Source organism: Mammaliicoccus sp. F-M27 (assembly GCF_022387115.1).
Taxonomy (GTDB): Bacteria; Bacillota; Bacilli; order Staphylococcales; family Staphylococcaceae; genus Mammaliicoccus; species Mammaliicoccus vitulinus.
In genome coordinates this window covers 68373-94172 of sequence record NZ_JAJNIE010000009.1, presented here as the reverse complement: position 1 = coordinate 94172, position 25800 = coordinate 68373, and the positions used below count along the sequence as shown (strand labels likewise).

The following is a 25800-nucleotide window of genomic DNA, read 5'->3' as shown; positions in this document are numbered from 1 at the left end:
CGATATCCCCTTTTTATTAATCAAAATAAACAGCTTTACCTGTTTTAGCAGATTCGTAAAGTGCTTCTAATATTTGAGTGATGATAATCGCTTCTTCTGGTTTAACAACTGGTTCACTGTCATTCAGAATGCTATCAATCCAACTACGCGCTTCTACTTCAGCCTCATCAACTGTTTCACCTTCATAAAAATCGACGCCTTTATTTTCAAGCTCTATATTTGAAGTATATAAAGAGCCGAAATTTTCACCATGAATTCTTAAACCATCTTTCATATCAGCGCCACCTTCAGTTCCTGAAAGTGCACATTTCGCTTCATCCACATCTAATGAATTGAGAGCCCAACTTGATTCGAGAATAATCGTAGAGCCATCTTTCATTTTAATAAATCCAAAAGCTGAGTCCTCAACAGTGAACTTTTTAGGATCCCACGGTCCCCATGCATTTGCTGCATTTTCTTTTTTACCTAACTCATGGAAAGTTGAACCCATGACTGATTCAGGCTCATAATTATCCATCATCCATAATGTTAAATCTAAAGCATGTGTGCCAATATCGATTAAAGGTCCGCCGCCTTGTTTTTCTTCATCAAGAAATACACCCCAAGTCGGTACTGCTCTTCTACGGATAGCTTGAGCTTTCCCGTAATAAATATCACCTAAGTCACCACGTTGGGTTGCTTTACGTAAATATTGACTGTCAGGTCTGAAACGATTTTGGTAACCAATTGTTAACTTTTTACCGTTACGTTTAGCCGCTTCAATCATATCTCTCGCTTCTTCTGTCGTCTTAGCCATAGGTTTTTCACACATAACATGTTTACCTGCGTCGAGAGAAGCAACCGTTAATTCTTTATGAGAACTATTTGGTGTACATACATGAATAACATCAATAGAATCATCTTCCAGCAATAATTTATAATCTTCGTAAACTTTCGCGTTATCAGTTCCATATTGTTCAGCAGCAACTTGCGCTTTTTCAACTTCAATATCACAAAAAGCAACAATGTTCACTTCATTTATTTTCTGCAAACTAGGTAAATGCTTACCGTTTGCGATACCACCACAACCAATGATTCCAACATTTAAACTCATACGTACAGCCCCTTTTATGTATTTCTAAAAATTAATTTTAATTTTTAGAAATCGCTTACATTTTTGTTTATATAACTATGTTAAGATAAAAAAGATCAAAGACCAATGAATAACCCTTGTATAGACACTTATATTTCACATCTGTATATATTTTCATAAGCTAAAAATATTTTCACTTAAAATAAAAGATGTCTTCATTAGGTTATAGACTAGTGAAAACATCTTTATATATATTAAAATCTTACGATTTTGTTCGTGCATGCTTGCCTAGGGGTATGGTTCGAGCCTGTAGTCTCTCTCTCATACTATTCCCCCGGGCGTCAGCACTTCACAAAATCGCGAGGAATATTCATTTTTCTTATATTTTTTCGTTTGTTCTTTTAAGTACATGCTGTATGTTGCAAGACTACACAAACAAGCAACATAGAACGTCTGTATGTTGCAAGACTGACCAAACAAGCTACATAGAAGCTCCGAATGTTGCAAGACTTACCAAACAAGCTACATTCAGACCCCGCTCCCGCCAAACACACCAACCTCAGCCAATAATAAAAAATAAAAAGAGCGCAAATTCTTCGAAAATAAGAATTTGCGCTCTTTTATATTAATCTGAGATGTTAATGTCTCAGCCTATCTTTACTTTTATAATCTAACTTCTGATGTTTGTGTATATGTGTCTTCACCTAAATTGATCATAGATTCAGATATATTTCTTGAGTGATAACCGATTCTTTCAAGAACGGAAATCATATCTATATAAACAAGGCTGCCTTCTGGAGAACATTCTCCGGAACTTAATCGTTTAATGTGTTTTTTACGTAACTCGTGTTCTAATAAATAAGAATCTTCACTTCTTTTAACGACTTCATCTTTTTTAATATAATCATAAACGTCGAATACTTCGAATGTTTTTTCATACGATACTTTGACGTGATTATATAATTGACCGATGCTTTTTTCTGCTTTTTCAGATATATGGATATCTGCCGATTGTTTTTTCTGAAGTTCTTCTAAATAATTTTCTGTTAATGACGAAACTTTTAATATCGTTCTATTTACATCATATAACACTGACAATCTTTCAGCATCTTTAGCAGATAACTTTTTCTCTGATAATTTATTTAAATACTGTCTTACATTATCGTACATGTTATCTACTGCTACATGTTTTTGTTTATGTTTTTTTATAGATTTATCATCTATGTTTTCAACATTATTTAACATTGAAACTGTCATTTTACCGATGTTTTGTATTTCATTTTGTGCTTCTTGTAGTGCTATGCTCGGTGCTCTATTAATTAAATTATTATCTAAATATTTTGGTTTATATTTTTCATTTAAATCTTCACCTGGAATAATCTTCGTTACAATCCAAGCTAATGCGAATATAAATGGTAATTGAATGAGTGTATTTGTTACGTTAAATGTTCCATGTGCAAATGCAATAACCATTTTAGGGTTTAAGTTCAATGCATGTTGAACCCATTGCATTGCCGCTTCATAAAATGGCAATATTAATAAGAATATTGCTGCACCAATCACGTTAAACATAACATGTACGACTGCTACGCGTTTTGCTGCTATCGAACCTGCTAAACTTGCTAGTACTGCTGTTATCGTTGTACCAATATTGTCTCCGAGTAAAATTGGTAAAGCACCATGCAATGATACTAAATCATTCGCAAAGAATCCTTGAAGAATACCAATTGTAGCACTTGAACTTTGTACAATTAAAGTTACGAACGTACCTGCTGCTACGCCTAAAAATGGATTCGAAGACATATCTAACATGATCTGTTTAAATCCATCTAAGTCTGCCAATGGTTTAACTGCACCACTCATTAACTCGAGTCCATAGAATAGTGAACCAAATCCGAAGAAAATCATACCAATATTTTTAACTTTACGTTTTTGAATGAAGAATATTAAAAAAGCACCTAATGCTAGTATTGGTAAAGCATAGTCTCCAATATTAATACCGATAATAAATGCTGTTACTGTAGTTCCTATGTTAGCACCCATGACAACACCAATGGCTTGTCTCATCGTCATAAATCCTGCACTTACTAACCCGATAGTAATAACTGTTGTTCCCGAACTGCTCTGTATCAATACCGTAACAATCATACCTGCTAGTACGCCCATTAGTGGATTGCTCGTTAATCTATTTAATATACTTCTTAACCTATCTCCTGCTGCTGCTTGTAAGCCATCACCCATTTGCTTAATACCATATAGAAAAATACCTAAACCACCAATAAATGTAAAGATAATTTCTAAAGCCGACAGTTCCATAAGACACCTCTTTAAAGTTATTGTAACCATTATGAATATTAAACTATCATTGTAAATCTAGTGTAAAGATTTAATGAACTTTTCTTTACACTAGATTTAATTTTTTATATTCATTTTATAAAAAGGATTTCATTATTGATATATGGGCTTTTCTTACTTATTAAATAATACTTCAATATTTTGATGCATTTTAAATATCATCATACGTTCACCTGTAAGTGAACTTAAATCAGTATGAAAACTTTTAACTTCATGTTGCGTCATGTTATATATCATTTTATATAAGTTCTCCATATCTGATTCAACTAATTTCGAACGCGTTCTTTTAATAGATAGTAAGCCTTCTTGCGTTTCACAAACACTATATTCAGCAGGTGTTAATACGCCTTGTAAATCTACTATAATCATATCTCTCAATATATCTGTTTTTACAGATAATGATCCTCTGCCTAAGTATTCTTTTTCCCATTGTGTGATGGCTTTACTTATTGATGATTCACATGCGCCTTTTGTTATGTCCATATTTATCGTCTCCTTGCTGCATATTTTAGTCTAGTTATTGTATGTTAAGTAGTTTGCTCTATTACTACCTCTGTTTCATTTTTCTTTATCTTTACACCATTTATTTTAATGCCTATTGGTATGAGCGGATGATTTGAAATATGATTGACACTTGCTTTTAAACTTTTATCAATATCATTTTCACCATTTAGCCAATCTACTATATTGTCACTACTAAATTCTGGTTTACAATTGTGAAACAAATAATCGAGTGTTTTAATTTTCTCTGTATTATTTATGATACTTTTAGGCAACTCAATTGTATGCATATAGGTAGAACTTCCTATTATATAGATTTCATGTACATTATATTGGTAAATAGCAATTATGATTGATCTCATCACATCACCATATGCATGAGATATTTCAGCCTGATAACTATTAATTGTCATCACTTTACCAGGCTTGAATTCCAAAGATTTAAGAAGTTGGTTTTCTAGATGTGTATTTAAATCAGATAGTATGAGTATATTTTTTTCTTCATTCATATTATACATCCTCTCACCGTATTTATTTTGATCAAATTACCATTTGTGCCATTCACCCTTTTCATCAATACTTGATAATAGAAGCCAATCATTTTCAACTTTCGTTCTAAACGTCTTATTTTGATTGAGCAAGTTCTCTATATAGACGTTTGGCGCTTGGATTACAACTAGTAATCTAATTGGTGCATGATAATATTCTTCATCAGATTTCATCACAGATTGCCATGGTAATCCCGTCAGTAAATCACTACCATTTCCTTGCATAACACCAATGCCACCTGTAACTGTTTGCGTGATTTTATTTCCACTACCATAATAATGAGGTGCTACAGTCGATGCATAATATTGAAGGTTAATCCATTGCGCTACAGTTGCAGGTCCACTCATAATTGTATTTAAAATTTCTCCATTTAAATCTTTCGTCCAATCATAATTATGTAAAAATGCACGCCCATCCAATTGAGATTGTTCCGTTAGCGCTCTTTGCCCAATTATAAATGCAGCATTTCTAGCAAGTCCCCATTCTGGACGTATTTCACTCCAGTCACTCGACAATCTATCAGCTTTCGTTCTAGAGTTACTTTTCGAATGACTCATCCCAGGAATGTGTTCAAGTCTTAATCGATTTGCATGACGACTAACTGTAGGTAAGACATTTTTCAATTTTTCAAAAGATGCTGTCGCTTGATCAGTAAGTTCAGGTACGTAAACCCACTGTAAATCATCAACTGTCGTGCAATGCTCAGCCGCTATAAATACAGTTTCTTCTGGAATAATTATATTTTCTTTAATAAGTCCTGCTCTAACTTCAGGCAAGTTACATAAAGTAGCCAAAACTTTAGCGTTAAATCCACTTGCCGAACCTCCACAAGCGCCACAATCTAATGAGGACGCATAAGGGTTGTTTGCACTATGACTTCCATGTCCACAAATTACAACAAGTGAAGCAAACTGTTCCGTTAAATTCATCAGTTTTAAAGCTTCTCTTACATAAATGATTTTTTCTTGTTTTGTAAATCCTATCGGTAATTCATTGTGATCATTTTGACTTCTATCAATAGAAAGTTTCGTTTCTGGTTTCTTTAATACTTTTTGATTAAATTGATTAATGAACCACCCTGTACTTTTAGGAGCAAAACTTCTTGAAATGGTTTGTAAACTTAGCCACGGACCTGTCAATTCAGGTAATAATAAACTTGGTAATACATTCTGTTTCATTTTTTTAAACGTATAAATGAGTGAAGATAAGCTTTTCTTTTTTTCTATATATTGAGTAGTTTGACGTGTATCTACATATTCATATATTTTATGCTGTGGCTTGTTCATAACAGGTAAGGCATTATGCGTGTGATGCTGACCTAATTCACATTTCTCTATCGGTAAACCAAAGAATCCTGCAATACCGATTGTTTCAAAAGGGCCTTCCATCTCTAATTGACGTCTGAATGGTTCAGACCTTGTATCAATACAAAAAGCTAGCTGCGCTTCAACTTTTTCTTTTTTATACTCAGTAGATATATGAGATGAAATTTCTTGTTTTAAACGATGTTCATAAGTATCTTCCCAAGCTTCTAACAACAATTTATGTCTTGTAATGTGATCAAAATCATTCGCAAAAGAAATATATATATCTTGATCCTCGCTTGATAATTGTAACCAACTGTCCACTGTAAACATGCCACACTTAATCCATGAAACTATTGGTGTTATATCAATGTTATCTTTATTCGATAGTTCTACTGACTCATCACTTATAAGCGCCCATTCTAAAGAAAGTCTGATTGCTAAGTAATCAGTCACTAAAACGAGTTGTTCATCTTTCCAAAGCAACATACCCGTCCATCCTGGAAGTGATAACAAATGTGCTTCTAAATAAGTTTGAAAATCATCTTCAGTCATCCCAAGTCGATTCAAACAATAATATATCGACTCAATTGGCTCTAAAGGTAACGTTTTAATTTTATGTCTCATCAATTTATTTAATGCTGGATCAAACTGTGCCATTTCATTCCAAGTCTTATAAAATCCTTTGCCATATTTAGGGATTGACCAACCTGATTGTGTATCATCGAGATATAATTTACACCACTTAATCATTTGAGCATTCAGTACATCTAAACACGATTGACCAGATCGATGCATGATATATGAGCTGAGTACGTGTTTATGCTCGTTTTTATAAGGCTTATTCATATTTGCTAATGATGCTTCCAACTTCTCTTTATCATGGTTAGAAATCATAATATTATTTACATCATTCATGATTGTTTGTTTACAATATTGTTCTATTATCTCTATATTTAAATCATTATTTCTTCCTTTTAACCATTGAGCAAGTTTGTTTTCAATAACATCTTGTTGAATTTCTCCTCTTTGAATCGCAGAGCTTAATAAACTTTCACTCGGATATAAATTTATGTTTTGTGTTTTTTCAAACGATCTTGCGACTTCTTCAAAAGTTTCTTCTTCCATATTTGCCCACGGATGTCTTGCCGCAAAAATATTAATCGGAGAAAGTGGTGTTATGACACGACTTGCTCGTTTAATCAAATCATAAACAGTTTGATGTGTTTCAACCGCTTCAGTCATGTTTATAACCTCCTTTAAATAGATGATTTTTTAAATAATGAGGATGTGTTTCTATATTTTGAGTCTTAGCTTCGCCTATATGAATCAGCCATAAATATATAATCGTAACGAACTTAGATGATTGATTTCTTCCAATCCATAAGTTCAAGCCACTACCTATGAGCAGCAATATCACCATAATGATGACAGCTAACAATGGCGTCTCATTACTGTAGATTGAATATTGATAAAGTAAGTCATGGAATAAATGGTGTACAGCAAAATAAGCAGCACCAACGATCACTAATGCAACGAGACCAATTATGCGACCTAGTTTCCCTTCACCAAACGCTACGAGTTGCGTCCATGAAACAGATAACGACCACGCTAAAATTAATGCACTTATAATTTGATAACTGTTTGTTGGCGCCATAAGCCAAAACATTATTCCAATAATGATTGCTAACAATCGACCTAGCAATACCCATATATACGATACACTTTCATTCATTCTTGAAGGCATGTCAAAATGCCTCACAGCTGATCCTGAACGTAAAAATAGCGTCGCTTTAAATAAACCATGCAGAATAAGATGTACGATTGCTGCTGAATAAACACCTAACGCACATTGAATTAACATAAATCCCATCTGCCCAATTGTTGAACCAACTAACTGTCTTTTATAATCCACATGTACTAAGCTAATGCCTGATCCAATTAACACGGATACCGTCGCTATAATAATTAATAACGTGATAACCCATTCATTCGTAAAAATTGGTGCAAAGCGCGTTAAAATAACGCCCCCTACATTTACAATACCAGCGTGCATAATAGCTGATACTGGTGTCGGCACAGCAACAGACTCTATTAGCCATTTATGAAACGGCCATTGTGCTGCTGGAATAATAACTGATAATATTAACAACAATTGGATCACAATACCTTGCCAAGATTTAAACTGAGCAAAGTTGTCACCTTTAAATATTAACGACTGATTCCACTCACCTGTAACGTTGTAAGTCATGAACATTGCGATGAGTAATGCTAACCAACTTACAAAAAAGATTACGCTCGTACTTCTAGCAACTCGTTTTGTAATTTGCCACTTTGCATTTAAACCTATTAACAACGTTAAGCAAAAAAGCGTTAATCCCCATAAACACGTCATTAATCTAAGATCATTACTTAACCACGCGACAGAAGCCAATGTCGTCAAGAAAGTAAATAACGCAAAGTATTTACGATACTGTGCATCACCATCTAAATATCGAACTGAAAATCGTTGAAGGATAAGTCCAATGCTTAAAATGAAAAAGGCAAGCAACCAAGATAAAGTATCTAAATGCCAAAATCCTATATCTATCATTTCATTCATAAAAACTAATCCTATAAATGCTATAAAAACTGGAATAGATACAATAACCAAATGAACATGAACATATCGTGTTGGAACTTTCGGTATTAAATATACAATTCCACTTATCACAGCTAATACAATTGAAATAAAAAATAATGTTAATAAATACGTCATATCGTTTGCCCCTTTTCTGACAAAAGCAATAAAAAAAGCCGACAATGTAAAACAAATCATTTAAACTGATTTGTTTTAATTGTCGGCTTCAACCAAACTAACTTTGTATAGTTATTTTAATTGCTTCCTTACTATTTATGTTGCTTATATGTAATTTCCTGAGAAATATTTAATGTTAAACTAAGACTTATCAATATCTTTTTCAATTAACCAATTATTATTAGCTGCTTGCTAAAGATTTTCACATGATATCGTTTTTAATATACTTTAATAACATATATTTATTTTTAAAAAATGTCAATAGATTGATGCTAACTGTTTTCATATAGTTTCATTTATTCGTATTAATGATTATTCATTGTTAAAATAAGATAATAATAAAAATGAGGAGATTAGCATGAAAAAAACAGACTTAATAGCACCCGAAACATACAATATTGTTAATGAAATCGAAAAATATACAACTGACGAATCTAAAGAGGCAATCGTTTTTGAAGATGTCGAAGGTACAGTACAAACAATTACATACTCAAAACTGATAAAGAACGCTAATAGAGTTGGGAATATATTTAAAAACCACGGCTTGAAAAAAGGTGACAAAGTACTTATTTTAATGCCACGCTCTATTAAAACTTATGAAATATATATTGCTGCACTTAAACTCGGCGTTATCATCATTCCAAGTTCAGAAATGTTACGTACGAAAGATTTACAACATAGAATTACACATGGTGAAGTGGACGCTGTAGTAGCCATCGATCAATGTACAGTCGAATTTGAAGGTATTAAAGAATTCGATGATTTAACAAAATTCATCGTAGGATCTGAGCAAGAAAATTGGATATCAATCAATCAAGAAATACAAGATGCTAGTGAAGAACTCACTGTAGATGAAACAAAAAGAGATGATATCGCAATCTTATCTTATACTTCAGGTACAACAGGCTTACCTAAAGCAGTTATACACACTCACGGTTGGGGATTTGCACACATCCAAACAGCACCAAAACATTGGTTAAGCATTACTGAACAAGATACTGTTTGGGCAACTGCAGCACCAGGTTGGCAAAAATGGATTTGGAGTCCATTCTTATCAATACTAGGTTCAGGTGCAAAAGCTTTCGTTTATAATGGTAAATTTAATGCTGCTAAATATTTAGACTTGCTAGAAAAACATCAAGTAAACGCATTATGTTGTACACCAACAGAATATCGTTTAATGGCTAAATTACCTAATTTATCTGATTACACATTAAAAGATCTTCATAGTGCAGTTTCTGCAGGTGAACCATTAAACAAAGAAGTAATAGAACAATTCCAAAGCAATTTCAACATTAAAGTAAGAGATGGATATGGACAAACTGAAAACACATTGCTTATCGCATTTTTAAAAGACACTGAAAGCAGACCAGGCGCAATGGGTAAAGCAATACCAGGAAGCCATGTTGCCGTTATCGATGAAGACGGTGAACCCATTACAAACGGAGAAACAGGAGACATTGCCGTTTCATTAGATTCACCATCATTATTCCAAGGTTACTTCAAAGACGAAGAACGCACAGAAAAATCAAAACGAGGCAACTACTATGTAACAGGAGACCGCGCACAATTAGACAAAGACGGTTACTTTTGGTTTAAAGGCAGAGAAGATGACGTTATCATTAGCTCTGGATATACAATTGGGCCCTTCGAAGTAGAAGACTCATTAACAAAACACCCTAAAGTACAAGAATGTGCAGTCGTAGCAAGCCCAGATGAAATAAGAGGTAACATCGTCAAAGCATTCGTCATCTTGCAAAACGATATCACTGGCGACGAAGAACTTGTAAAAGAATTACAAAGCTATGTTAAAAAAGATGTAGCACCATATAAATACCCAAGAGCAATCGAGTTTGTAACAGAATTACCAAAAACAAACTCAGGTAAAATCAGACGTGTAGAATTAAGAGAAGCTGAAAAACAAAAATATAATAAATAGCATATAGTACTCCCCGAAAGTTAGAACAGATAAACTAACTTTCGGGGATTTTTTATATGGCTAAATTGTAAGAAGTTGGAGATGTGGACGCGATTGCAGATGAGATGTGGATACAGTGCTATCTCTTGGATTAACTTCGGACTTAACTCACGACTTCCCCTATTTCACACAAACAAAAAAGCATTCGATTCAAATAATCGAATGCTTACTATCATTACCTTACATATTCAAATATTCCTGCTGCGCCCATTCCTACACCGATACACATTGTTACCATACCGTATTTAGTGTCTGGTCGTTTACTCATTTCTGATAATAACTTACCTGTTAACATTGCACCAGTTGCTCCGAGTGGATGTCCTAATGCGATTGCACCACCGTTAACGTTAGTTTTATTAATATCTAATCCTACTTCATTTATTGAAGCTACAGTTTGTGATGCGAATGCTTCGTTTAATTCTACTAAGTCTATATCATCTACTGATAAGTTTGTTAATTCTAACACTTCAGGTATGGCATAAGCTGGACCAATACCCATTAATTTAGGATCTACGCCAACAGCTTTGAAGCCTACAAATTTAGCAATTGGCTTGATACCTAATTCTTTTACTTTATCGCCAGACATCAGCACTACAAATCCTGCGCCATCAGTAAGTGGTGCTGATGTACCGGCAGTCACTGTTCCATCTGCTTTAAATACGGTTCTTAATTTAGATAAGGATTCTAAATTTGTTTCTGGTCGTATTAACTCATCTTGCTTAAATTCTTCTTTTGTTACAGACGGTCCATTTTCGTCATACTTCACTTTATGCACTTCTATAGGTATAATTTCATCATTAAATTTACCTGATTTTTGTGCTTCTGCTGCTCTTTTATGACTTTCGACAGCGTACGCATCTTGCGCTTCTCTCGTTACTTTATATTCTTCAGCAACCATTTCAGCTGTTAAGCCCATTGGATACGATACGCCAGTGTCTGCTTCTTGCAACTCTGGATTATTCGTTGGTTCATTACCGCCCATTGGTACTGCACTCATTAACTCTACACCACCTGCTACGAGCACATCAGCTTGCTCTGACATGATTTCATTCGCTGCAATGGCGATGGTTTGAAGTCCTGATGAACAATAACGGTTAACGGTTTGACCAGGCACTTCATTTGGTAATCCGGCAAGCAAAGCAATTGAGCGTGCTATATTTTGTCCTTGTAATCCTTCAGGAAAAGAGTTCCCCACAATGACATCTTGAACCATGCTTAGATTAAATGAGCCACCTACTCTATTGAGTACGCCTTTTAATACTTGAGCTGCCACTTCATCAGGTCTTTCATGAAATAATGCGCCACCTGGTTTAGCTTTACCTGCTGCAGAACGTCCGTATGCTACTATATATGCCTCTTGCATTGATATTCATCCTCTCTTATTCAGCACTTTATTAATTACGTAAAGGTTTTCCTTTTTCTAGCATGTGCGTAATACGATCATAAGTTTTTTCATTTTGTAAAAGAGATAAGAAACCTTCTCTTTCAAGCTTTTGAATATATCTTTGGTTTATATACGTATTACGTGGTAAATCACCACCTGAAAGTATGTGTGCTACTTTTAACGTAATTTCATAATCATAATCACTAATAAAATGACCGATTCTTTGAGCGTCTAATTGAGCTTGCGCTAACGCTTTGAAGTCTCTACCTAATGCTGGATATTGAGCTTTAGGTTTAGGTACATAGTTCGTTTCAGATTCATAGCGCGCTTTATTGAGTGCAACTTCAATACGTCTTTCTTTATTGAAAATAATTGTATCAATGTCTCTTAAATAGCCATATTTTTTAGCTTCATAAGCGTTCGTAGAAACTTTAGCTAAACCTACATTCATTAATACTTTAGAAATAGATTCTTGTTTATCATCATTTTTATGATCCGTTCTTAACACTCTATCAACAAACTCAGCTAACCCGCCACCTGAAGGTAATAAGCCTACACCTGTTTCAACTAAACCAATATATGTTTCACTAGCTGCAACAATAAATGGAGAATGTAGTACTACTTCACAACCGCCACCTAATGCTCTTCCGTGAACAGCTGTTACGATAGGTTTAAGTGAATATTTCATTCTGCTGAAACTTTCGTGAAGCTTATCAATTGCTGGACCAACTAACTCTTCTACTTTTTTGCTTTCATGAACCTGTTTCATCATGTACAAGTTCGCACCTACGCTAAAGTTGTTACCTCCAGCGTATATCACCATGCTTGTGTAGTCTTCTTGTTCTAATAAGTCAATTGATTCAATTAAGTCATTTGCAAAACCATCTGAGATAATATTATTTTTACTTTGTATTTTAAGTAATAATTGATCTTTATTCGCTACTGATAAATTAGAGTCTTCTCTATTCCATATTTCATGGTCAACAAAAGCTGAGGTAGGTGTTACACGTTCGATTGTTTCATCTTCTTTATAGAATGAACCACTTTGTTGTTCAATCCATTTAGGTAATTCTCCAAGCTCTTCTTTCATTCTCGTTTTAACGCGTTCAAATCCCATCAAGTCCCAAAGTTGGAATGGTCCTTTTTTCCAATTGAAGCCCCATACAAGTGCACGGTCGATATCTTTAAAATCTCCTGCAGCTTTAGGAACATTGATTGCTGAATAATAGAAATTATTTCTTAATGTTTCCCATAAAAACTTACCAGCATCATCTTCAGCGTTAAAGATGACATCTAAATTTGATTGTAAATCTTTACTAAATTTTGATAGTATTTCAAATTTTGGTTGTTCAGCTTGAACATATTCATTTGAATCTATGTCATAAACTAATCTTGTTTTTTTATCTTTTTTATAGAAACCTTGTTTTGTCTTGCGACCTAACGATCCATTTTTAACAAGTGTGTCTGCTACTTTCGTATCTTTAAAGTAAGGTTGTTCTTCAGGAACTTGTTGTAACCCTCTTGTCACAGTGACTGCAATATCTAAACCTACTAAATCTGATAATCCATAAGTTCCTGTATGCGGTCTACCGATTGCTCTACCCGTTAAGGCATCTACTTCAATAATGGAAAATCCTTGTTCTTCACCACGGTACATAATATCATTCATCGTTTGAGTACCAACTCTATTTGCTACAAATCCTGGCACATCATTCGCAACGACAGCACCTTTACCTAGTACTTCTTCGGCAAATACTTGAGTTCTTTCAATTACTGCATCTGAAGTATGACGATTAGGTATAACCTCTACTAATTTCATAATACGAGGTGGATTAAAGAAATGAAGTCCTAAAAATCGTTCTTTATCCTTTTCATCAAATGCTTTAGAAATAGCTTCAATCGGAATACCAGATGTGTTAGTAGCGAATATTGCACTTTCTTTAGCTACTTGTGTAACTTGTTTCCAAACTTGATGTTTAATATCTAATTCTTCCTTCACCGCTTCAATATAAATATCGGCATCATCTTCACCTGTTAAATCATCTTGAAAATTACCATAAGATAAATTTGATGCAAATTCTAGATCAAACAATAAAGGTCTTTTAGCATCTGTGATGACATCATATGCTTTTTTAGAAATTTTATTCGGATCATTTTCATCTATTACTATATCTAATAATTTTACTTTTAAACCTGCGTTTACTAATAGTGCGGCAATTTGACTTCCCATAGTACCTGCACCTAGAACGGTCGCTTTACTTATCGTCATAAAAAGTCCTCCAAATTAATATATTCTGAGATAATCTTCGCTCAGTTAGACTAAATAAATGCTGAATCACCAGTCAATGCACGTCCTATAACTAATGCATTAATTTCGTGTGTACCTTCATATGTGTAGACGGCTTCTGCATCCGAGAAGAATCTCGCGATATCATATTCGGCCAATATACCGTTTCCGCCAGTAATACCACGACCCATTGCGACTGATTCTCTTAATCTAAGTGAATTCATCATTTTGGCAGCTGAAGTTGCAACTTCATCATATTCACCATGTTCTTGCATTCTCGCAAGTTGTGCACATATTGACATGGAATGCGCTAAATTACCTTGCATCATCGCTAACTTCTCTTGAATCAATTGATATTTACTAATTTCTTTACCAAACTGTTTACGTTCAGTTACATAATCAAGTGTCGCGCGTAACGCACCTGCTAAAGCACCAGTTGCCATATAAGCTACGCCGGCACGTGTTGAATAAAGTATTTTTGCAATATCTTTAAACCCATTAATATTTTGGAGTCTTTGTTCTTCTTCAACTTCTACATTTTCCAATTTAATAATCGTATTTGGGATGATTCTTAATGCAATTTTGTTTTCAATGATTTCAATATCTACACCTGCTTGTTCAGGTCTCACAATGAATCCTTTAGGCTTACCTGTTTCAACATCTACAGCATAGACAGGAATAACATCGGCTAAATTCGCGCCGCCAATCCATTTTTTCTCACCATTTAAGACCCATTTATCACCTACACGTTTAGCTGTCGTTTCTAGACCACCAGCTACATCTGATCCATGTTCTGGCTCTGTTAAAGCAAAGCATGTTCTCAATTCATGTGATTGTAATTTCGGGATGTAATAAGCAATTTGTTCTTTACTGCCACCGAACAAGAATGAATTGTGACCTAATCCTTGATGTACACCTAATAATGTAACTAACGATACGTCAAACCTTGCTACTACATATGACATGAAAAATTGGAATAATTGACTTGGTGTTTTAGCACCTTCACGCCCTTCAAATAATAACGGATTTTGAAAATAATTTAATTTTCCCATGTCATCAAAGAAGTCCTCTGGTACAGTTGCATTCACCCAATGTTCATTGATTGTTGGACGGTATTTCTCTTCTAATAAATCATCTAGCTGTTTTAAAAATTTCACTTCACCTTCAGTTAATTCTTTTGAAATATTTAAAATATCTTCTGGAAATAATTTTTTTAATGTCTCTAATTTAGTTGTCATAACTATGACCTCCATTTATTTTTAAAGCGCTTACATAATCATCTAAAAAATTTTAGCAATTATGCTAAGTCGTCTTTTTTCTTCAATTGTTCAGCTTTTCGATTCATCATTTTCTTCACTTCTAATTTGTCAGGTTTAGCTGTTGAAGTTAATGGCATCTTCGTAACTGATAAATACATTTTCGGCACTTTGTAACTCGCCAAACTTTCTCTCATATGTTTATCTAATTTTTCTTCAAAATCAGGATCATTTTCAGTTAGCAATACGGCTGCTGATACAGTTTCGCCAAACTTCTCACTTTCAAATCCTACAACAACACATTGAGCAATAAGAGGATGAGCTGAAAGAACCGTCTCTACTTCAGATGGCAATACGTTCTCTCCACCTGTAATAATCAATTCTTTTCTACGATCTACAATAAAGATGTCACCATCTTCATCTAATCGAGCCAAGTCTCCCGTTAAGAAGTAACCATCATGAAACGATTCTTCAGTCGCTTCCTTTTTATTCCAATAGCCAGGTGTAACTTGTTTACCTTTAATTGCTAATTCACCTATTTCACCTATCGGCACATCGTTAAAGTCTTCATCAAACAATCTTGACTCAACATACATAACAGGTTTACCAATACTCATCGGCTTTTTAAGTGAATTCGTAGGCGTATTGATTAACGCAAGTGGTGCCTCAGTTAGTCCATAACCATTAATAATATTTAATCCCATGCTAGCGAATTTTTTCTGTACGCCAGGTAATGGTGCTGAACCACCTTGAATAAGGAAGTCTATATTATCAAAGTTCTTAACATTAAAGTTCGGTGCAACTAACATCGCATAATACATTGTAGGTATAAGCGACAAATAGTTCGGTTTATATTTAGCCATTAAATCGTTGAGCTGTTCACCTTCAAAATAGCGATGCAATACAATTGAACCACCTGCCATTAATAGTGGAATAACTAAGTCATTAAAGCCAAATACATGAAACATTGGTAACGATACAACTGTTGAAAAACCTGCATTAACTTTATACGTTAGAATCGTATTAACAGCATTTGTCGTAAACGATTCATATGTGAACATGACACCTTTAGGTAAACCAGTTGTTCCACTCGTATACATTAATGCTGCTAAATCATCTCTATCAACATCGGCCGTTTTGAAAGGTTTATGATTTCTAGGATGTACAAGTTCATCATATTCAGGTGAATCAATATCCATGTGCAAATAATCATCCGCAATACCTTGTAAACTACTTAAATGTCGATTTGCATAAAATATCATTTTAACGCCTGAATCTTCAATCACACTTTCAATTTCGTTCGGTTTCAGTCTCCAGTTCATCGGAAAGTATACTGCACCTATTTTAAATGAAGCGAATAATAAATCGATGACCGCTACATCATTTGGTGCAAATATGCCTACTACGTCTCCTCTTTGAACACCTTGTTCTTGAAGATGATTCGCTAAGTTTTCAGCACGAATATTTAAATCTTGGTACGTCCACTCCGTTCCTTTTAACGGATCGGTGACTGCTGCCTTCTCTTCATCAAATTGTGCTCTCGTCTTTATCCAATCGTAATTCATATTAAACTACCCCCTTAATAGTTTGAACCTTTGCCTTTAATACATTGTTGCAATCCTCCCCAATTGTCTTGATAAATATTCTGATCTATCACTTTAAGTTCGTCATCAATAATTGGTTGAAATGCTATGTTTGCGAGTATATCTTTTTCCAAATCAAGACCAGCAGCTATTTCAATCAATTTCAGACCTTCATCAGTTAATTGGAATACAGCACGTTCTGTAACATAATAAATTTCTTGACCTAATTCTTTTGCATAAGATGCATTGAAGTCCATATTATGCACATGTTCCACAAACTTTTTAGAGTGACCTTCTTGTTCAATAACTAATGCTTTATCATTACAAGTAGACTGACTTCCGACTACCATTGTTCCTGAAAATATAATTTTTTTAACAGTTTGGCTGATGTCTATGAAACCCCCACAACCATTCATTCTATCGCCATATTTAGAAACATTTACATTGCCAAACTGATCTACTTCAGCAAAGCTTAAGTAAGCTATATCTAAACCACCATTATAAATAAAATCCCAAGTCATTTCGTGTCGCATTTTAGCATCTAAGTTATAATTCAAACCGAAATTTTGACCGCTGCCAATCATGCCACCAAACACACCAGTATCTATATTCAATTGCACTAAGTCATCAACTTTTTCCTCAACTAATAAATTAGAAAGCTCATTATTAATGCCAAACCCTATACTTACGACATTACCTTCACTTAAATATTGAGCTGCACGTCTTAAAATCACTTTACGTATACTAAATTTATTAGCCGGTTCAGGCATATCGAGCACTTTGTACTCACCTGATATAGCAGGATTATAATAATGTTGAAATGTTTGTCTATGATATTTTGGGTCATCATTTATAAATACATAATCCACAAGTTCTCCAGGTATAAAGACTTCTGTTGGTTTAAAACTACCATGTTGTACAACTTCTTTTACTTGCACAATTACTTTTCCACCATTTTGGTGAGCAGCTAAAGCAACACCATATCCTTCACCTAAATGTGCTTCATGGTTCATATAAATATTTCCCTCGCTATCAGCGTATGTACCACGAAGCAAAGCAATATCTACTTTAGGAAATGCATATTGTAAAAATTCTTCACCATTGATTTCTAATAATGAAACAATATCTTCCTTAGTCATATTATTTACTTTTCCGCCAGTGTATCTTGGATCCACAGAAGTGTGTAATCCTATTTTAGAAATCATGTTTGGAAATTTATTCGATGAATTTCTATAATGGGTAGCCAATAAACCTTGTGGCACAAAGTAAGCTTCTAACTCATTATCTTTAATAGCCCCAATCGTTTTAGGTGACCCAATAATAATGCTCATAATGAGACGTTTAATCATACCTCTACTAACAAATGAATCTAAATCATATCCATCCCCGCGATAATCACTTATATCATTTGCTAACATAAACGTTAAATCATCAATATTACCAAATTCATCGTGAGCCTTAACAATATGTTTTAAAACATTAACAGGTAAATTGCTTACCGATAATGCAGCAAGTGCTATGACATCTCCACTTTTAACAATATCTTTTAAATCATTGAACGACATAATTTGCATACGATTATCCCCTTATCTCTCATTATTACAATCGTTACATAAAAGACCTCCCTAATATAATGTAAGCCCTTACATAACTTAATATAACATAGTGCAAATATGAATTAAAAGCGAAAAGGTATACAACAATATCTTTTAAATAACAAAAATTAAAAATTTACAACTAACACTTAGTACCTCCTCACATACTGTAGTTATAATATTTTTAAAAATATTCATCGTTCGATAACAAGCAAAAATTGACAAAGTAAGATGAATGTTAAGGAAATATTTAATTATATTTATATAACATTTATAGCGTTGATAAATAGAAAAAACCTATAAATGATTATGGAAAGATACTAGATACTAAGCGAAATTCGGTGTATAATTTCACGAAAATATTAAATTCATAATATTTGATAAATGAAACATTATGACGCAAAATTTAACCAAAATCGTTGGATAATTAAAGAAGGCCATCTAGCTTATGACTATTCATAAAAAAATAGCTATGAAGAAGTCTATTGGCATAGATTTCTTCATAGCTAATCTTAATATGTTCTTTCTTTATAACTTGTTATTCTTCTAGTTGTAGTTCTTTTGCTGTTTGTTTACGAATCTTTTGTAATAATTGTGTATCTTCGATTAAAGATTCACCATATGAAGGAATGATTTCTTTAATTTTTGGTTCCCAACTTTCAATATACTGCGGGAAGTTCTTTTCGATTACTTCTAAAGCAACTGATACAGATGTAGATGCTCCAGGTGATTCTCCTAATAAAGCAATTACTGTATGGTCTTCTGAATTCACAACTTCTGTTCCAAATTGAATAAATCCTCTACCATGTTCTTCTGTATCTTTAATAACTTGTACACGTTTACCTGCGATGTGGATATCCCAATCTTCGTCTTTAGCATTAGGTACAAAGCGACGTAATTCTTTCATACGATCTTCTTTTCGTTGTAATACTTGTTGAATTGAATATTTCACAAGCGATAAATTTTTAACACCTGAAGATAACATTGTAACAACATTACTTCTATTGATAGATTTGAATAAATCTAAGTTAGATCCATTCTTCAAAAATTTAGGTCCAATTGCAGCAAATGGGCCAAATAACAAACTTTCTTTTCCTTGAATATAGCGTCTGTCTAAGTGAGGAACCGTCATTGGTGGTGTGCCAGGTGGCTCTTTACCATAAACTTTCGCATTATGTTCACGCACAACTTTAGGGTTGTTACACACTAAGAATGCACCGCTAATTGGGAAACCTCCAAGATGTTTACTTTCAGGAATTTTAGTTTTTTGTAGTAACGGAATCGCATTGCCACCTGCACCGATAAAGATGTAATCTGCAACGTGCGTTTCTGTTTCTCCTGTTACAAGATTACGTACTTTCACTTCCCATTTGCTATTATCTAGTTGTTTAAAATCTACAACTTCATGACGGAAGTGTACTTGTGCATTGTCATGTTGTTCAATGTTTTTAACTAATTTACGTGTTAACTCACCAAAGTTCACATCTGTACCTTCATCAATTTTACTAGCAGCAAGAGGTTCGTTTGAATTACGACCTTGCATCATTAAAGGCATCCATTCCGCTAAAACTTTATGATCTTCTGTGTATGTTAAACCTTCAAACATCGGTAAAGATTTTAATGAATCATAACGACGCTTTAAGAAGTCTACATTTCGAATACCCATTACAAAACTAATATGAGGCAATGGTCTTATAAATTCTTTAGGATTTTCGATAGATTTATGCTTAACTAAGTATGACCAGAACTGTTTAGAAACTTCAAATTGTTCATTTATTTCTTTAGCTTTTTCTACATCAATAGAACCATCTTCTTGATCCACTGTATAGTTAAGCTCACATAAAGCTGCATGACCAGTACCAGCGTTATTTTTTTCGTTCGAACTTTCAATAGCCGGTTGATCCAATCTTTCAAATAATTTAATGTTCCAATCCGGTTCAACATTTTTCAAAAAAGAACCAAATGTCGTACTTAAAATACCAGCACCAATTAAAATAATTTCTTTTGGTTGCTTATTATCCATTGTGATCACCTTTCTTTTGTAAAATTCATTATATGCTTACATAATGCTTTATTCTCTCTTCGAATAAAGCATTATTAAACTAATTATTATATATAAAAACCTTTAAACACTTGAAAAACACTGTATAAACTTATATTAAAACAACTGTTATGAAATGTAAATTGCAAGGTATGAAAGCGCTAATATATTTTAATCTTCATTTTTTGAGCGTTCTATTTGAATTTTCCCTCGTGTAATAATACACTTGGAGTAAATAGGGGTATCCTCTTATTTTGGCATTTTGGGTTTTAATATATAGTAATCAAGGAGGTTTTTTAAATGACTGTTGAAGGTAAACATTTTATAAAAGTGAACCGACAGAATGAACACAGATCCTCAGAAATTTCAGTAATGATCGAAGAAGGTGGATTAGGCGCTGATAGTTACTATCAAATTATTAAACCGAACACGAGTCATAAAGAGACAGAAGAGAACATTTTTCAATTTGAAGACGAGGTTAGCCAAAAGAGTGACGCTGAACTAATTGATTTACTCATTGTAAATGCACAGGAACATACTGCTGAAAATTATAAAGAAGCGCTCAATATTATTAAAACTGAATTGCTTAAACGTATGGGATAGACAACTTTTCGTAACGATAAGGGATAAAGATGAACAGGTTTTTTAGCTGTTTGTCTTTATCCCTTTTAATGTATATTTTTGTCAAAATATGGTACAATTTTATCGATTGGAATTTTTTACAAATTATCAAGGAGTCAACGAGAGATGATTGGTCACGAGAAAAACATCACTAAACACCAGACTAGATATCTACATGGTTTGGATGGTTTAAGAGCTTTAGCTGTTATAGCGATTATTATTTATCACCTTAACCCTAAATGGTTATCAGGTGGTTTTTTAGGTGTTGATACCTTTTTTATCATTTCTGGTTATCTGATTACGAGCTTACTCATTCACGAATACAAGCATACGGGCTCTATTAATTTGATGCAATTTTGGAAAAAGCGCATTAAAAGGTTGCTTCCTGCAGTCTTGTTTTTAATCAGTATCGTCTTGATATATACGTTAATGTTTGAACCGAATATCATTAAAAATGTTAAACAAGATGCGATTGCTGCATTGTTCTATGTATCGAACTGGTGGTATATATTTCATGATGTCAGTTATTTTGATAGCTTTAAAATAATGCCACTGAAACATTTGTGGAGCTTAGCAATTGAAGAACAGTTCTATATTTTTTGGCCAATTTTGCTTCTGATATTATTACGAATTAAGAAACTGAAGCAACATTTTTTGCTCATCATTTTTGTTTGTTCTCTTATTTCTTTATTGACTATGTTCCTTATAGCACAACCAAATGTCGATAATTCAAGAGTGTATTTTGGCACGGATACTAGGTTACAAACTTTGTTGTTAGGTGTCCTACTCGCATACATATGGCCACCATTTAGACTTAAAGCGCAAATCCATTTACCGCTGAAGATCGTGATAGAATCATTCGGTTTTATCTCAATTGCACTGTTAATATTTTTCATAATGACTGTGTCATCAAATGATAATTGGTTCTATTTTGGAGGCATTTATTTTATATCATTATGTACATTACCTGCAATTGCAAGTGCTGTTCATCCTAGTACATTTTTAGCAAAAGTATTGAGTAATCGAATATTTTCATGGATTGGTCAAAGGTCGTATAGTTTATACTTATGGCATTATCCTGTAATAACATTTATGAATAAACACTTCGTACAAGGTCAAATACCTGTTTATATTATTGTTATTGAAATCATCTTAACTTTGATATTAGCAGAATGCTCTTATCGTTATGTTGAAGTACCTATTAGAGTTCAAGGCTTTAAATATTTCTTACCTAAAAAAAGCGCGTTGAAACCACTTATAATAAGAAGTTGTTTCGCTTTAATTTTGGTAAGCTGTTCAACCGTCATTTTATTAGGTCACTACGATGCTTTACAACATGAGGATAAAAAAGAAGTTAAAACAACTTTTACAGTTACAGATAATGAACCACCACATAAAAGCTTGATCTTACCTGTTCCCAAAATCATCATAAACAATCCACAATCCGCTCATCAGAAAGTCGATTATAAAGATGTACCTTTGTTTATTGGCGATTCAGTAATGGTCGATATTGGAGAAGAACTACATAAAAATTATCCGAATTCTTTAATTGATGGCAAAGTAGGTCGTCATTTATATGATGCTATCCCACTCGTTCATGATAAATACCCTTACTTTAAACAGCAGAATCAACAAGTTGTGCTAGAACTCGGTACAAACGGTGATTTTTCTTATGAAGACTTAACAAAACTCATTAACTTATTTGGTAATGCTAAAGTTTATGTAGTCAACACGCATGTTCCTCGAGACTGGGAAGAAAGCGTAAATGAAAAATTAGCAAAAGCCGCCGATGCTCATAAAAACGTACAATTAATAGATTGGTATAGTACATCACAAAGTCATTCTGATTACTTTGCTTATGACGGTGTACATTTAGAACACCAAGGCGTTCAAGCACTCGTATCAGAAATAAACAAACATATGAAACATTGATAATTTTGAAGTTAATATGTAAAAATTAAACGGCTCTATTTATCATGTGAAGCCTGACTTGATAAATTCAATGGCTCTATTTATCATGTGGGCACTGACTTGATAAATTCAACGACTCTATTTATCATGTGGACCTCGACTTGATAAATTCAATGGCTCTATTTATAATGTGGAGCCTGACTTGATAAATTCAATGGCTCTATTTATCATGTGGAGCCTGACTTGATAAATTCAACGGCTCTATTTATCATGTGGAGCCCGACTTGATAAATTCAACGACTCTATTTATCATGTGGACCGCGACTTGATAAATTCAATGGTTCTATTTATCATGTGGGCACTGACTTGATAAATTCAACGGTCCTATTTATCATGTGGTGCCTGACTTGATAAATTCAACGGCTCTATTTTATTTTTCTGGTGTAAACACACTGGCTTCACTATTTTCTGGGTAATAAAATCCTGAAGGTATGGTTTGTAATTCTATTAAACTTCCCCACGGTGCTTGAACGTACACAGTCTTATTGCCTTCTGTATCTTCATATTTTGTATTTTCATGTGGTTCTGACAAAGCTACGCCGCCTGCTTTTTGTATTTGTTCAAAAGCTTTATCAAAATCATCAACATAAAATGAAAGATGTGTATAACCTATATCTTGCAACAAGACCGGTTCTCTTTGTTTTGCATCTTTAAATTCAAACATTTCAATATTAGGACCATTTCCAAATACCATCATACGTTTTTTAATAATTTTCGCACCGTCTTCTAGTCCTAATACATTTTCAACAAATTCTCCTGCTCTTGGAGGATCTATTTCGGTTTGGCTATCATATGCAATTTTCCCATCTAGTGATTCTTTGAAAAATTTTGTTGCTTCATCGATACTCGGAACTGTTAATCCAATATGGTTGATACCTCTTGTAATGCTCAATAGTATCTCTCCTAACTTTCACTTGCTACTATGAAATGAATGTCATTGCGACTGATTTTGCTTTTCTTTTTTTCGTTTTGCTCTTACTGTTTCTTCTATTATTGAACCTACAATCAGCCCTACTGAAATAATGATGTTTCCTATCAATAGAATCATTTGAAATCACCCTTAATTTCATATTATTCTTCTGGAATAAACGTTTATGCTAGTAAAGCTTTAGCGATTAAACGATATGACTGGACTCTGTCTTCATAAGAAATAGTGTTCGTACTTATCATAATCTCTTCACAACCATATTTATTTCGGAGTGATTGAAGTTCTTTTTTAACTACATTTGGATTTCCTATAATGATGTTGCGCTTCATTTCATATAGCATTTCTTTTTCTCTTTCAGATAGTTGATCGAATTCTAGCACTTTATGCGCTTTATCATCACCTTGAACTGCAGGAATCAAACTTTTTACTGCTCGTTCTTCTGCTTCTTGTGTAGTTTCTGCACATATAACAGATACCGTAACAATCACTTCAGGCTTCACATTTGAATTCTTTTGTTGAAAATGCTCACGATAACTTTGCACAATCGCTTTTCCATCTTGCTCGCTCATAAATTCTCCAAAGACATAAGGCATGCCATTTTTAGCAGCTAGCAACGCACTTTTCTCGCTTGTACCGAGTAACCAAGGGGTTGGTTGTACATCAGGCTTAGGTAAGACCGCTACTTTGTTATACTCATGTTCTGCTGGAAAATCATCTTTTAAAAACATGAGCAATTCTTCTAATAGTTCAGGTAAAGCCCAAACTTGTTTTAAATATTGCGTTGATAATGCATTCGTCGCTTCCGCAGAACCACCAGGCGCTCTACCGATACCTAAATCTACGCGATTTGGAAACAGTGTCGACAAAGTATTAAATAGCTCTGCTACCTTATAAGGTCGATAGTGTGGTAATAATATCGCGCCGGCACCAATTCTAATATGATTCGTATGCGCGCCAATATAAGCCAACAATACTTCTGGTGCAGAACTAGCAAGGTTTGATAAACCATGATGTTCTGTTAACCAATACCTAGCGTAACCTAAAGATTCACCTAACTGAGCTAAATTTAAAGAACCCTTTAAAGCATCATGAGCAGTTTCATTAGGCGATATCGGTGACTGATCAAGTATACTCAATTTCATATTAATCATTCCTTTGTTTCTTCTGGTATTTCAACAAGAACAAGACGATATTGTGCAACTTGGTCTGCCTCATATAAATTCGTTAAAGAAGTCGCATAATTGTATATCTTACCTTTGAAATCCTTATCTTTTTCAGGAACTTTAATATTAAACTTTTCTCTATATAATAAAACTGCGATATCATGGTACGCTTCACTCGTAACGTCGAATTCTACCGATATCTTGTACAAACCGTTATCCACGTCATCTTCAAAATAAGTTAATGGAATGCGCGTTTCATCTAAATAAATTTCTTTAACCAATTTACTCACCTTCATGTCATATATTTGTTATCTAAACTTAGTATAATATTTAAAAAGCGATAATACATTTATTCTGTTTATACTATACACCTGCTAAATACCTACTATATTTGTCTATCGCACATGATATGCTT

General features: G+C 33.8%; 18 protein-coding genes. 3 read left to right on the top strand and 15 right to left on the bottom strand.

Annotated elements, in window-relative coordinates; translation table 11 throughout:
* Nucleotides 1-16 precede the first annotated feature (16 nt).
* The 6 genes from LQ598_RS09840 to LQ598_RS09815 all read right to left on the bottom strand — a co-directional run bounded on the left by LQ598_RS09840 (nt 17) and on the right by LQ598_RS09815 (nt 8539).
* Nucleotides 17-1093 carry a Gfo/Idh/MocA family protein gene (locus LQ598_RS09840; RefSeq protein ID WP_107536830.1) on the bottom strand — a complete coding sequence of 359 codons (1077 nt, stop codon included), beginning with the start codon at nt 1091-1093 and terminating at the stop codon, nt 17-19.
* 642 nt (nt 1094-1735) lie between these two features.
* Nucleotides 1736-3388, bottom strand: a complete 1653-nt coding sequence (locus tag LQ598_RS09835) for a Na/Pi cotransporter family protein (protein WP_107536828.1) — start codon at nt 3386-3388, stop codon at nt 1736-1738.
* 153 nt (nt 3389-3541) lie between these two features.
* Nucleotides 3542-3910 carry a Na-translocating system protein MpsC family protein gene (locus LQ598_RS09830; RefSeq protein WP_107536827.1) on the bottom strand — a complete coding sequence of 123 codons (369 nt, stop codon included), beginning with the start codon at nt 3908-3910 and terminating at the stop codon, nt 3542-3544.
* A 44-nt stretch (nt 3911-3954) separates the two neighbouring features.
* Nucleotides 3955-4446, bottom strand: coding sequence for a carbonic anhydrase (locus LQ598_RS09825; protein ID WP_239745465.1), 492 nt, complete (start codon nt 4444-4446; stop codon nt 3955-3957).
* Nucleotides 4447-4473: 27 nt separating this feature from the next.
* Entirely contained in the window at nt 4474-7026 is a 2553-nt protein-coding gene (locus tag LQ598_RS09820; RefSeq protein WP_107556545.1) for a DUF2309 domain-containing protein, read from the bottom strand.
* Entirely contained in the window at nt 7019-8539 is a 1521-nt protein-coding gene (locus LQ598_RS09815; protein WP_239745464.1) for an NADH dehydrogenase subunit 5, read from the bottom strand. The genes LQ598_RS09820 and LQ598_RS09815 overlap by 8 nt, the downstream gene beginning before the upstream one ends.
* Nucleotides 8540-8936: 397 nt before the next feature.
* Between LQ598_RS09815 and mbcS the strand changes: the two genes are divergently transcribed.
* The gene (gene mbcS / locus LQ598_RS09810) at nt 8937-10517 is read left to right on the top strand and encodes an acyl-CoA synthetase MbcS (protein WP_107536456.1); all 1581 of its coding nucleotides are present in this window, start codon (nt 8937-8939) and stop codon (nt 10515-10517) included.
* Between the two features lie 214 nt (nt 10518-10731).
* Here the strand turns inward: mbcS and LQ598_RS09805 are convergent, their stop codons facing one another.
* From LQ598_RS09805 to mqo, 6 genes are all read right to left on the bottom strand, one after another.
* On the bottom strand, nt 10732-11919 hold the full coding sequence (locus LQ598_RS09805) for a thiolase family protein (protein WP_103323418.1): 1188 nt from the start codon (nt 11917-11919) through the stop codon (nt 10732-10734).
* Nucleotides 11920-11950: 31 nt separating this feature from the next.
* The gene (gene fadB, locus LQ598_RS09800; protein WP_107556547.1) at nt 11951-14209 is read right to left on the bottom strand and encodes a 3-hydroxyacyl-CoA dehydrogenase/crotonase FadB; all 2259 of its coding nucleotides are present in this window, start codon (nt 14207-14209) and stop codon (nt 11951-11953) included.
* A 50-nt stretch (nt 14210-14259) separates the two neighbouring features.
* Nucleotides 14260-15465, bottom strand: a complete 1206-nt coding sequence (gene fadE, locus LQ598_RS09795) for an acyl-CoA dehydrogenase FadE (RefSeq protein WP_016912420.1) — start codon at nt 15463-15465, stop codon at nt 14260-14262.
* Between the two features lie 59 nt (nt 15466-15524).
* Nucleotides 15525-17048, bottom strand: a complete 1524-nt coding sequence (gene fadD, locus LQ598_RS09790; RefSeq protein ID WP_107536458.1) for a long-chain-fatty-acid--CoA ligase FadD — start codon at nt 17046-17048, stop codon at nt 15525-15527.
* A gap of 14 nt (nt 17049-17062) precedes the next feature.
* A complete protein-coding gene (gene fadX, locus LQ598_RS09785) occupies nt 17063-18640 on the bottom strand; it encodes a fatty acid degradation protein FadX (RefSeq protein ID WP_239745463.1) in 1578 nt (525 codons plus the stop codon).
* Nucleotides 18641-19199: 559 nt separating this feature from the next.
* The gene (mqo, locus tag LQ598_RS09780; RefSeq protein ID WP_308615334.1) at nt 19200-20693 is read right to left on the bottom strand and encodes a malate dehydrogenase (quinone); all 1494 of its coding nucleotides are present in this window, start codon (nt 20691-20693) and stop codon (nt 19200-19202) included.
* Nucleotides 20694-21002: 309 nt separating this feature from the next.
* Between mqo and LQ598_RS09775 the strand changes: the two genes are divergently transcribed.
* Together LQ598_RS09775 and LQ598_RS09770 are read left to right on the top strand one after the other, a co-directional pair.
* On the top strand, nt 21003-21305 hold the full coding sequence (locus tag LQ598_RS09775) for a hypothetical protein (protein WP_103323413.1): 303 nt from the start codon (nt 21003-21005) through the stop codon (nt 21303-21305).
* 144 nt (nt 21306-21449) lie between these two features.
* Nucleotides 21450-23255, top strand: coding sequence for an acyltransferase family protein (locus LQ598_RS09770; protein ID WP_107536461.1), 1806 nt, complete (start codon nt 21450-21452; stop codon nt 23253-23255).
* Between the two features lie 409 nt (nt 23256-23664).
* On the opposite strand, the gene LQ598_RS09765 is transcribed toward LQ598_RS09770, so the two are convergent.
* The 3 genes from LQ598_RS09765 to LQ598_RS09755 all read right to left on the bottom strand — a co-directional run bounded on the left by LQ598_RS09765 (nt 23665) and on the right by LQ598_RS09755 (nt 25675).
* The gene (locus LQ598_RS09765) at nt 23665-24186 is read right to left on the bottom strand and encodes a VOC family protein (RefSeq protein WP_016912935.1); all 522 of its coding nucleotides are present in this window, start codon (nt 24184-24186) and stop codon (nt 23665-23667) included.
* A 200-nt stretch (nt 24187-24386) separates the two neighbouring features.
* Nucleotides 24387-25364 carry an LLM class flavin-dependent oxidoreductase gene (locus LQ598_RS09760; protein ID WP_103322744.1) on the bottom strand — a complete coding sequence of 326 codons (978 nt, stop codon included), beginning with the start codon at nt 25362-25364 and terminating at the stop codon, nt 24387-24389.
* A gap of 5 nt (nt 25365-25369) precedes the next feature.
* A complete protein-coding gene (locus LQ598_RS09755; protein WP_338086593.1) occupies nt 25370-25675 on the bottom strand; it encodes a DUF3219 family protein in 306 nt (101 codons plus the stop codon).
* Nucleotides 25676-25800: the final 125 nt, after the last annotated feature.

Coding starts and splice junctions, on each gene's coding strand:
- LQ598_RS09840 (WP_107536830.1), bottom strand. CDS start 1,093: ATGAGTTTAAATGTTGGAATCATTGGTTGTGGTGGTATCGCAAACGGT.
- LQ598_RS09830 (WP_107536827.1), bottom strand. CDS start 3,910: ATGGACATAACAAAAGGCGCATGTGAATCATCAATAAGTAAAGCCATC.
- fadD (WP_107536458.1), bottom strand. CDS start 17,048: ATGAATTACGATTGGATAAAGACGAGAGCACAATTTGATGAAGAGAAG.
- LQ598_RS09775 (WP_103323413.1), top strand. CDS start 21,003: ATGACTGTTGAAGGTAAACATTTTATAAAAGTGAACCGACAGAATGAA.
- LQ598_RS09825 (WP_239745465.1), bottom strand. CDS start 4,446: ATGTATAATATGAATGAAGAAAAAAATATACTCATACTATCTGATTTA.
- mbcS (WP_107536456.1), top strand. CDS start 8,937: ATGAAAAAAACAGACTTAATAGCACCCGAAACATACAATATTGTTAAT.
- LQ598_RS09770 (WP_107536461.1), top strand. CDS start 21,450: ATGATTGGTCACGAGAAAAACATCACTAAACACCAGACTAGATATCTA.
- LQ598_RS09820 (WP_107556545.1), bottom strand. CDS start 7,026: ATGACTGAAGCGGTTGAAACACATCAAACTGTTTATGATTTGATTAAA.
- LQ598_RS09835 (WP_107536828.1), bottom strand. CDS start 3,388: ATGGAACTGTCGGCTTTAGAAATTATCTTTACATTTATTGGTGGTTTA.
- fadB (WP_107556547.1), bottom strand. CDS start 14,209: ATGACGATAAGTAAAGCGACCGTTCTAGGTGCAGGTACTATGGGAAGT.
- fadE (WP_016912420.1), bottom strand. CDS start 15,465: ATGACAACTAAATTAGAGACATTAAAAAAATTATTTCCAGAAGATATT.
- LQ598_RS09815 (WP_239745464.1), bottom strand. CDS start 8,539: ATGACGTATTTATTAACATTATTTTTTATTTCAATTGTATTAGCTGTG.
- fadX (WP_239745463.1), bottom strand. CDS start 18,640: ATGCAAATTATGTCGTTCAATGATTTAAAAGATATTGTTAAAAGTGGA.
- LQ598_RS09805 (WP_103323418.1), bottom strand. CDS start 11,919: ATGCAAGAGGCATATATAGTAGCATACGGACGTTCTGCAGCAGGTAAA.
- LQ598_RS09760 (WP_103322744.1), bottom strand. CDS start 25,364: ATGAAATTGAGTATACTTGATCAGTCACCGATATCGCCTAATGAAACT.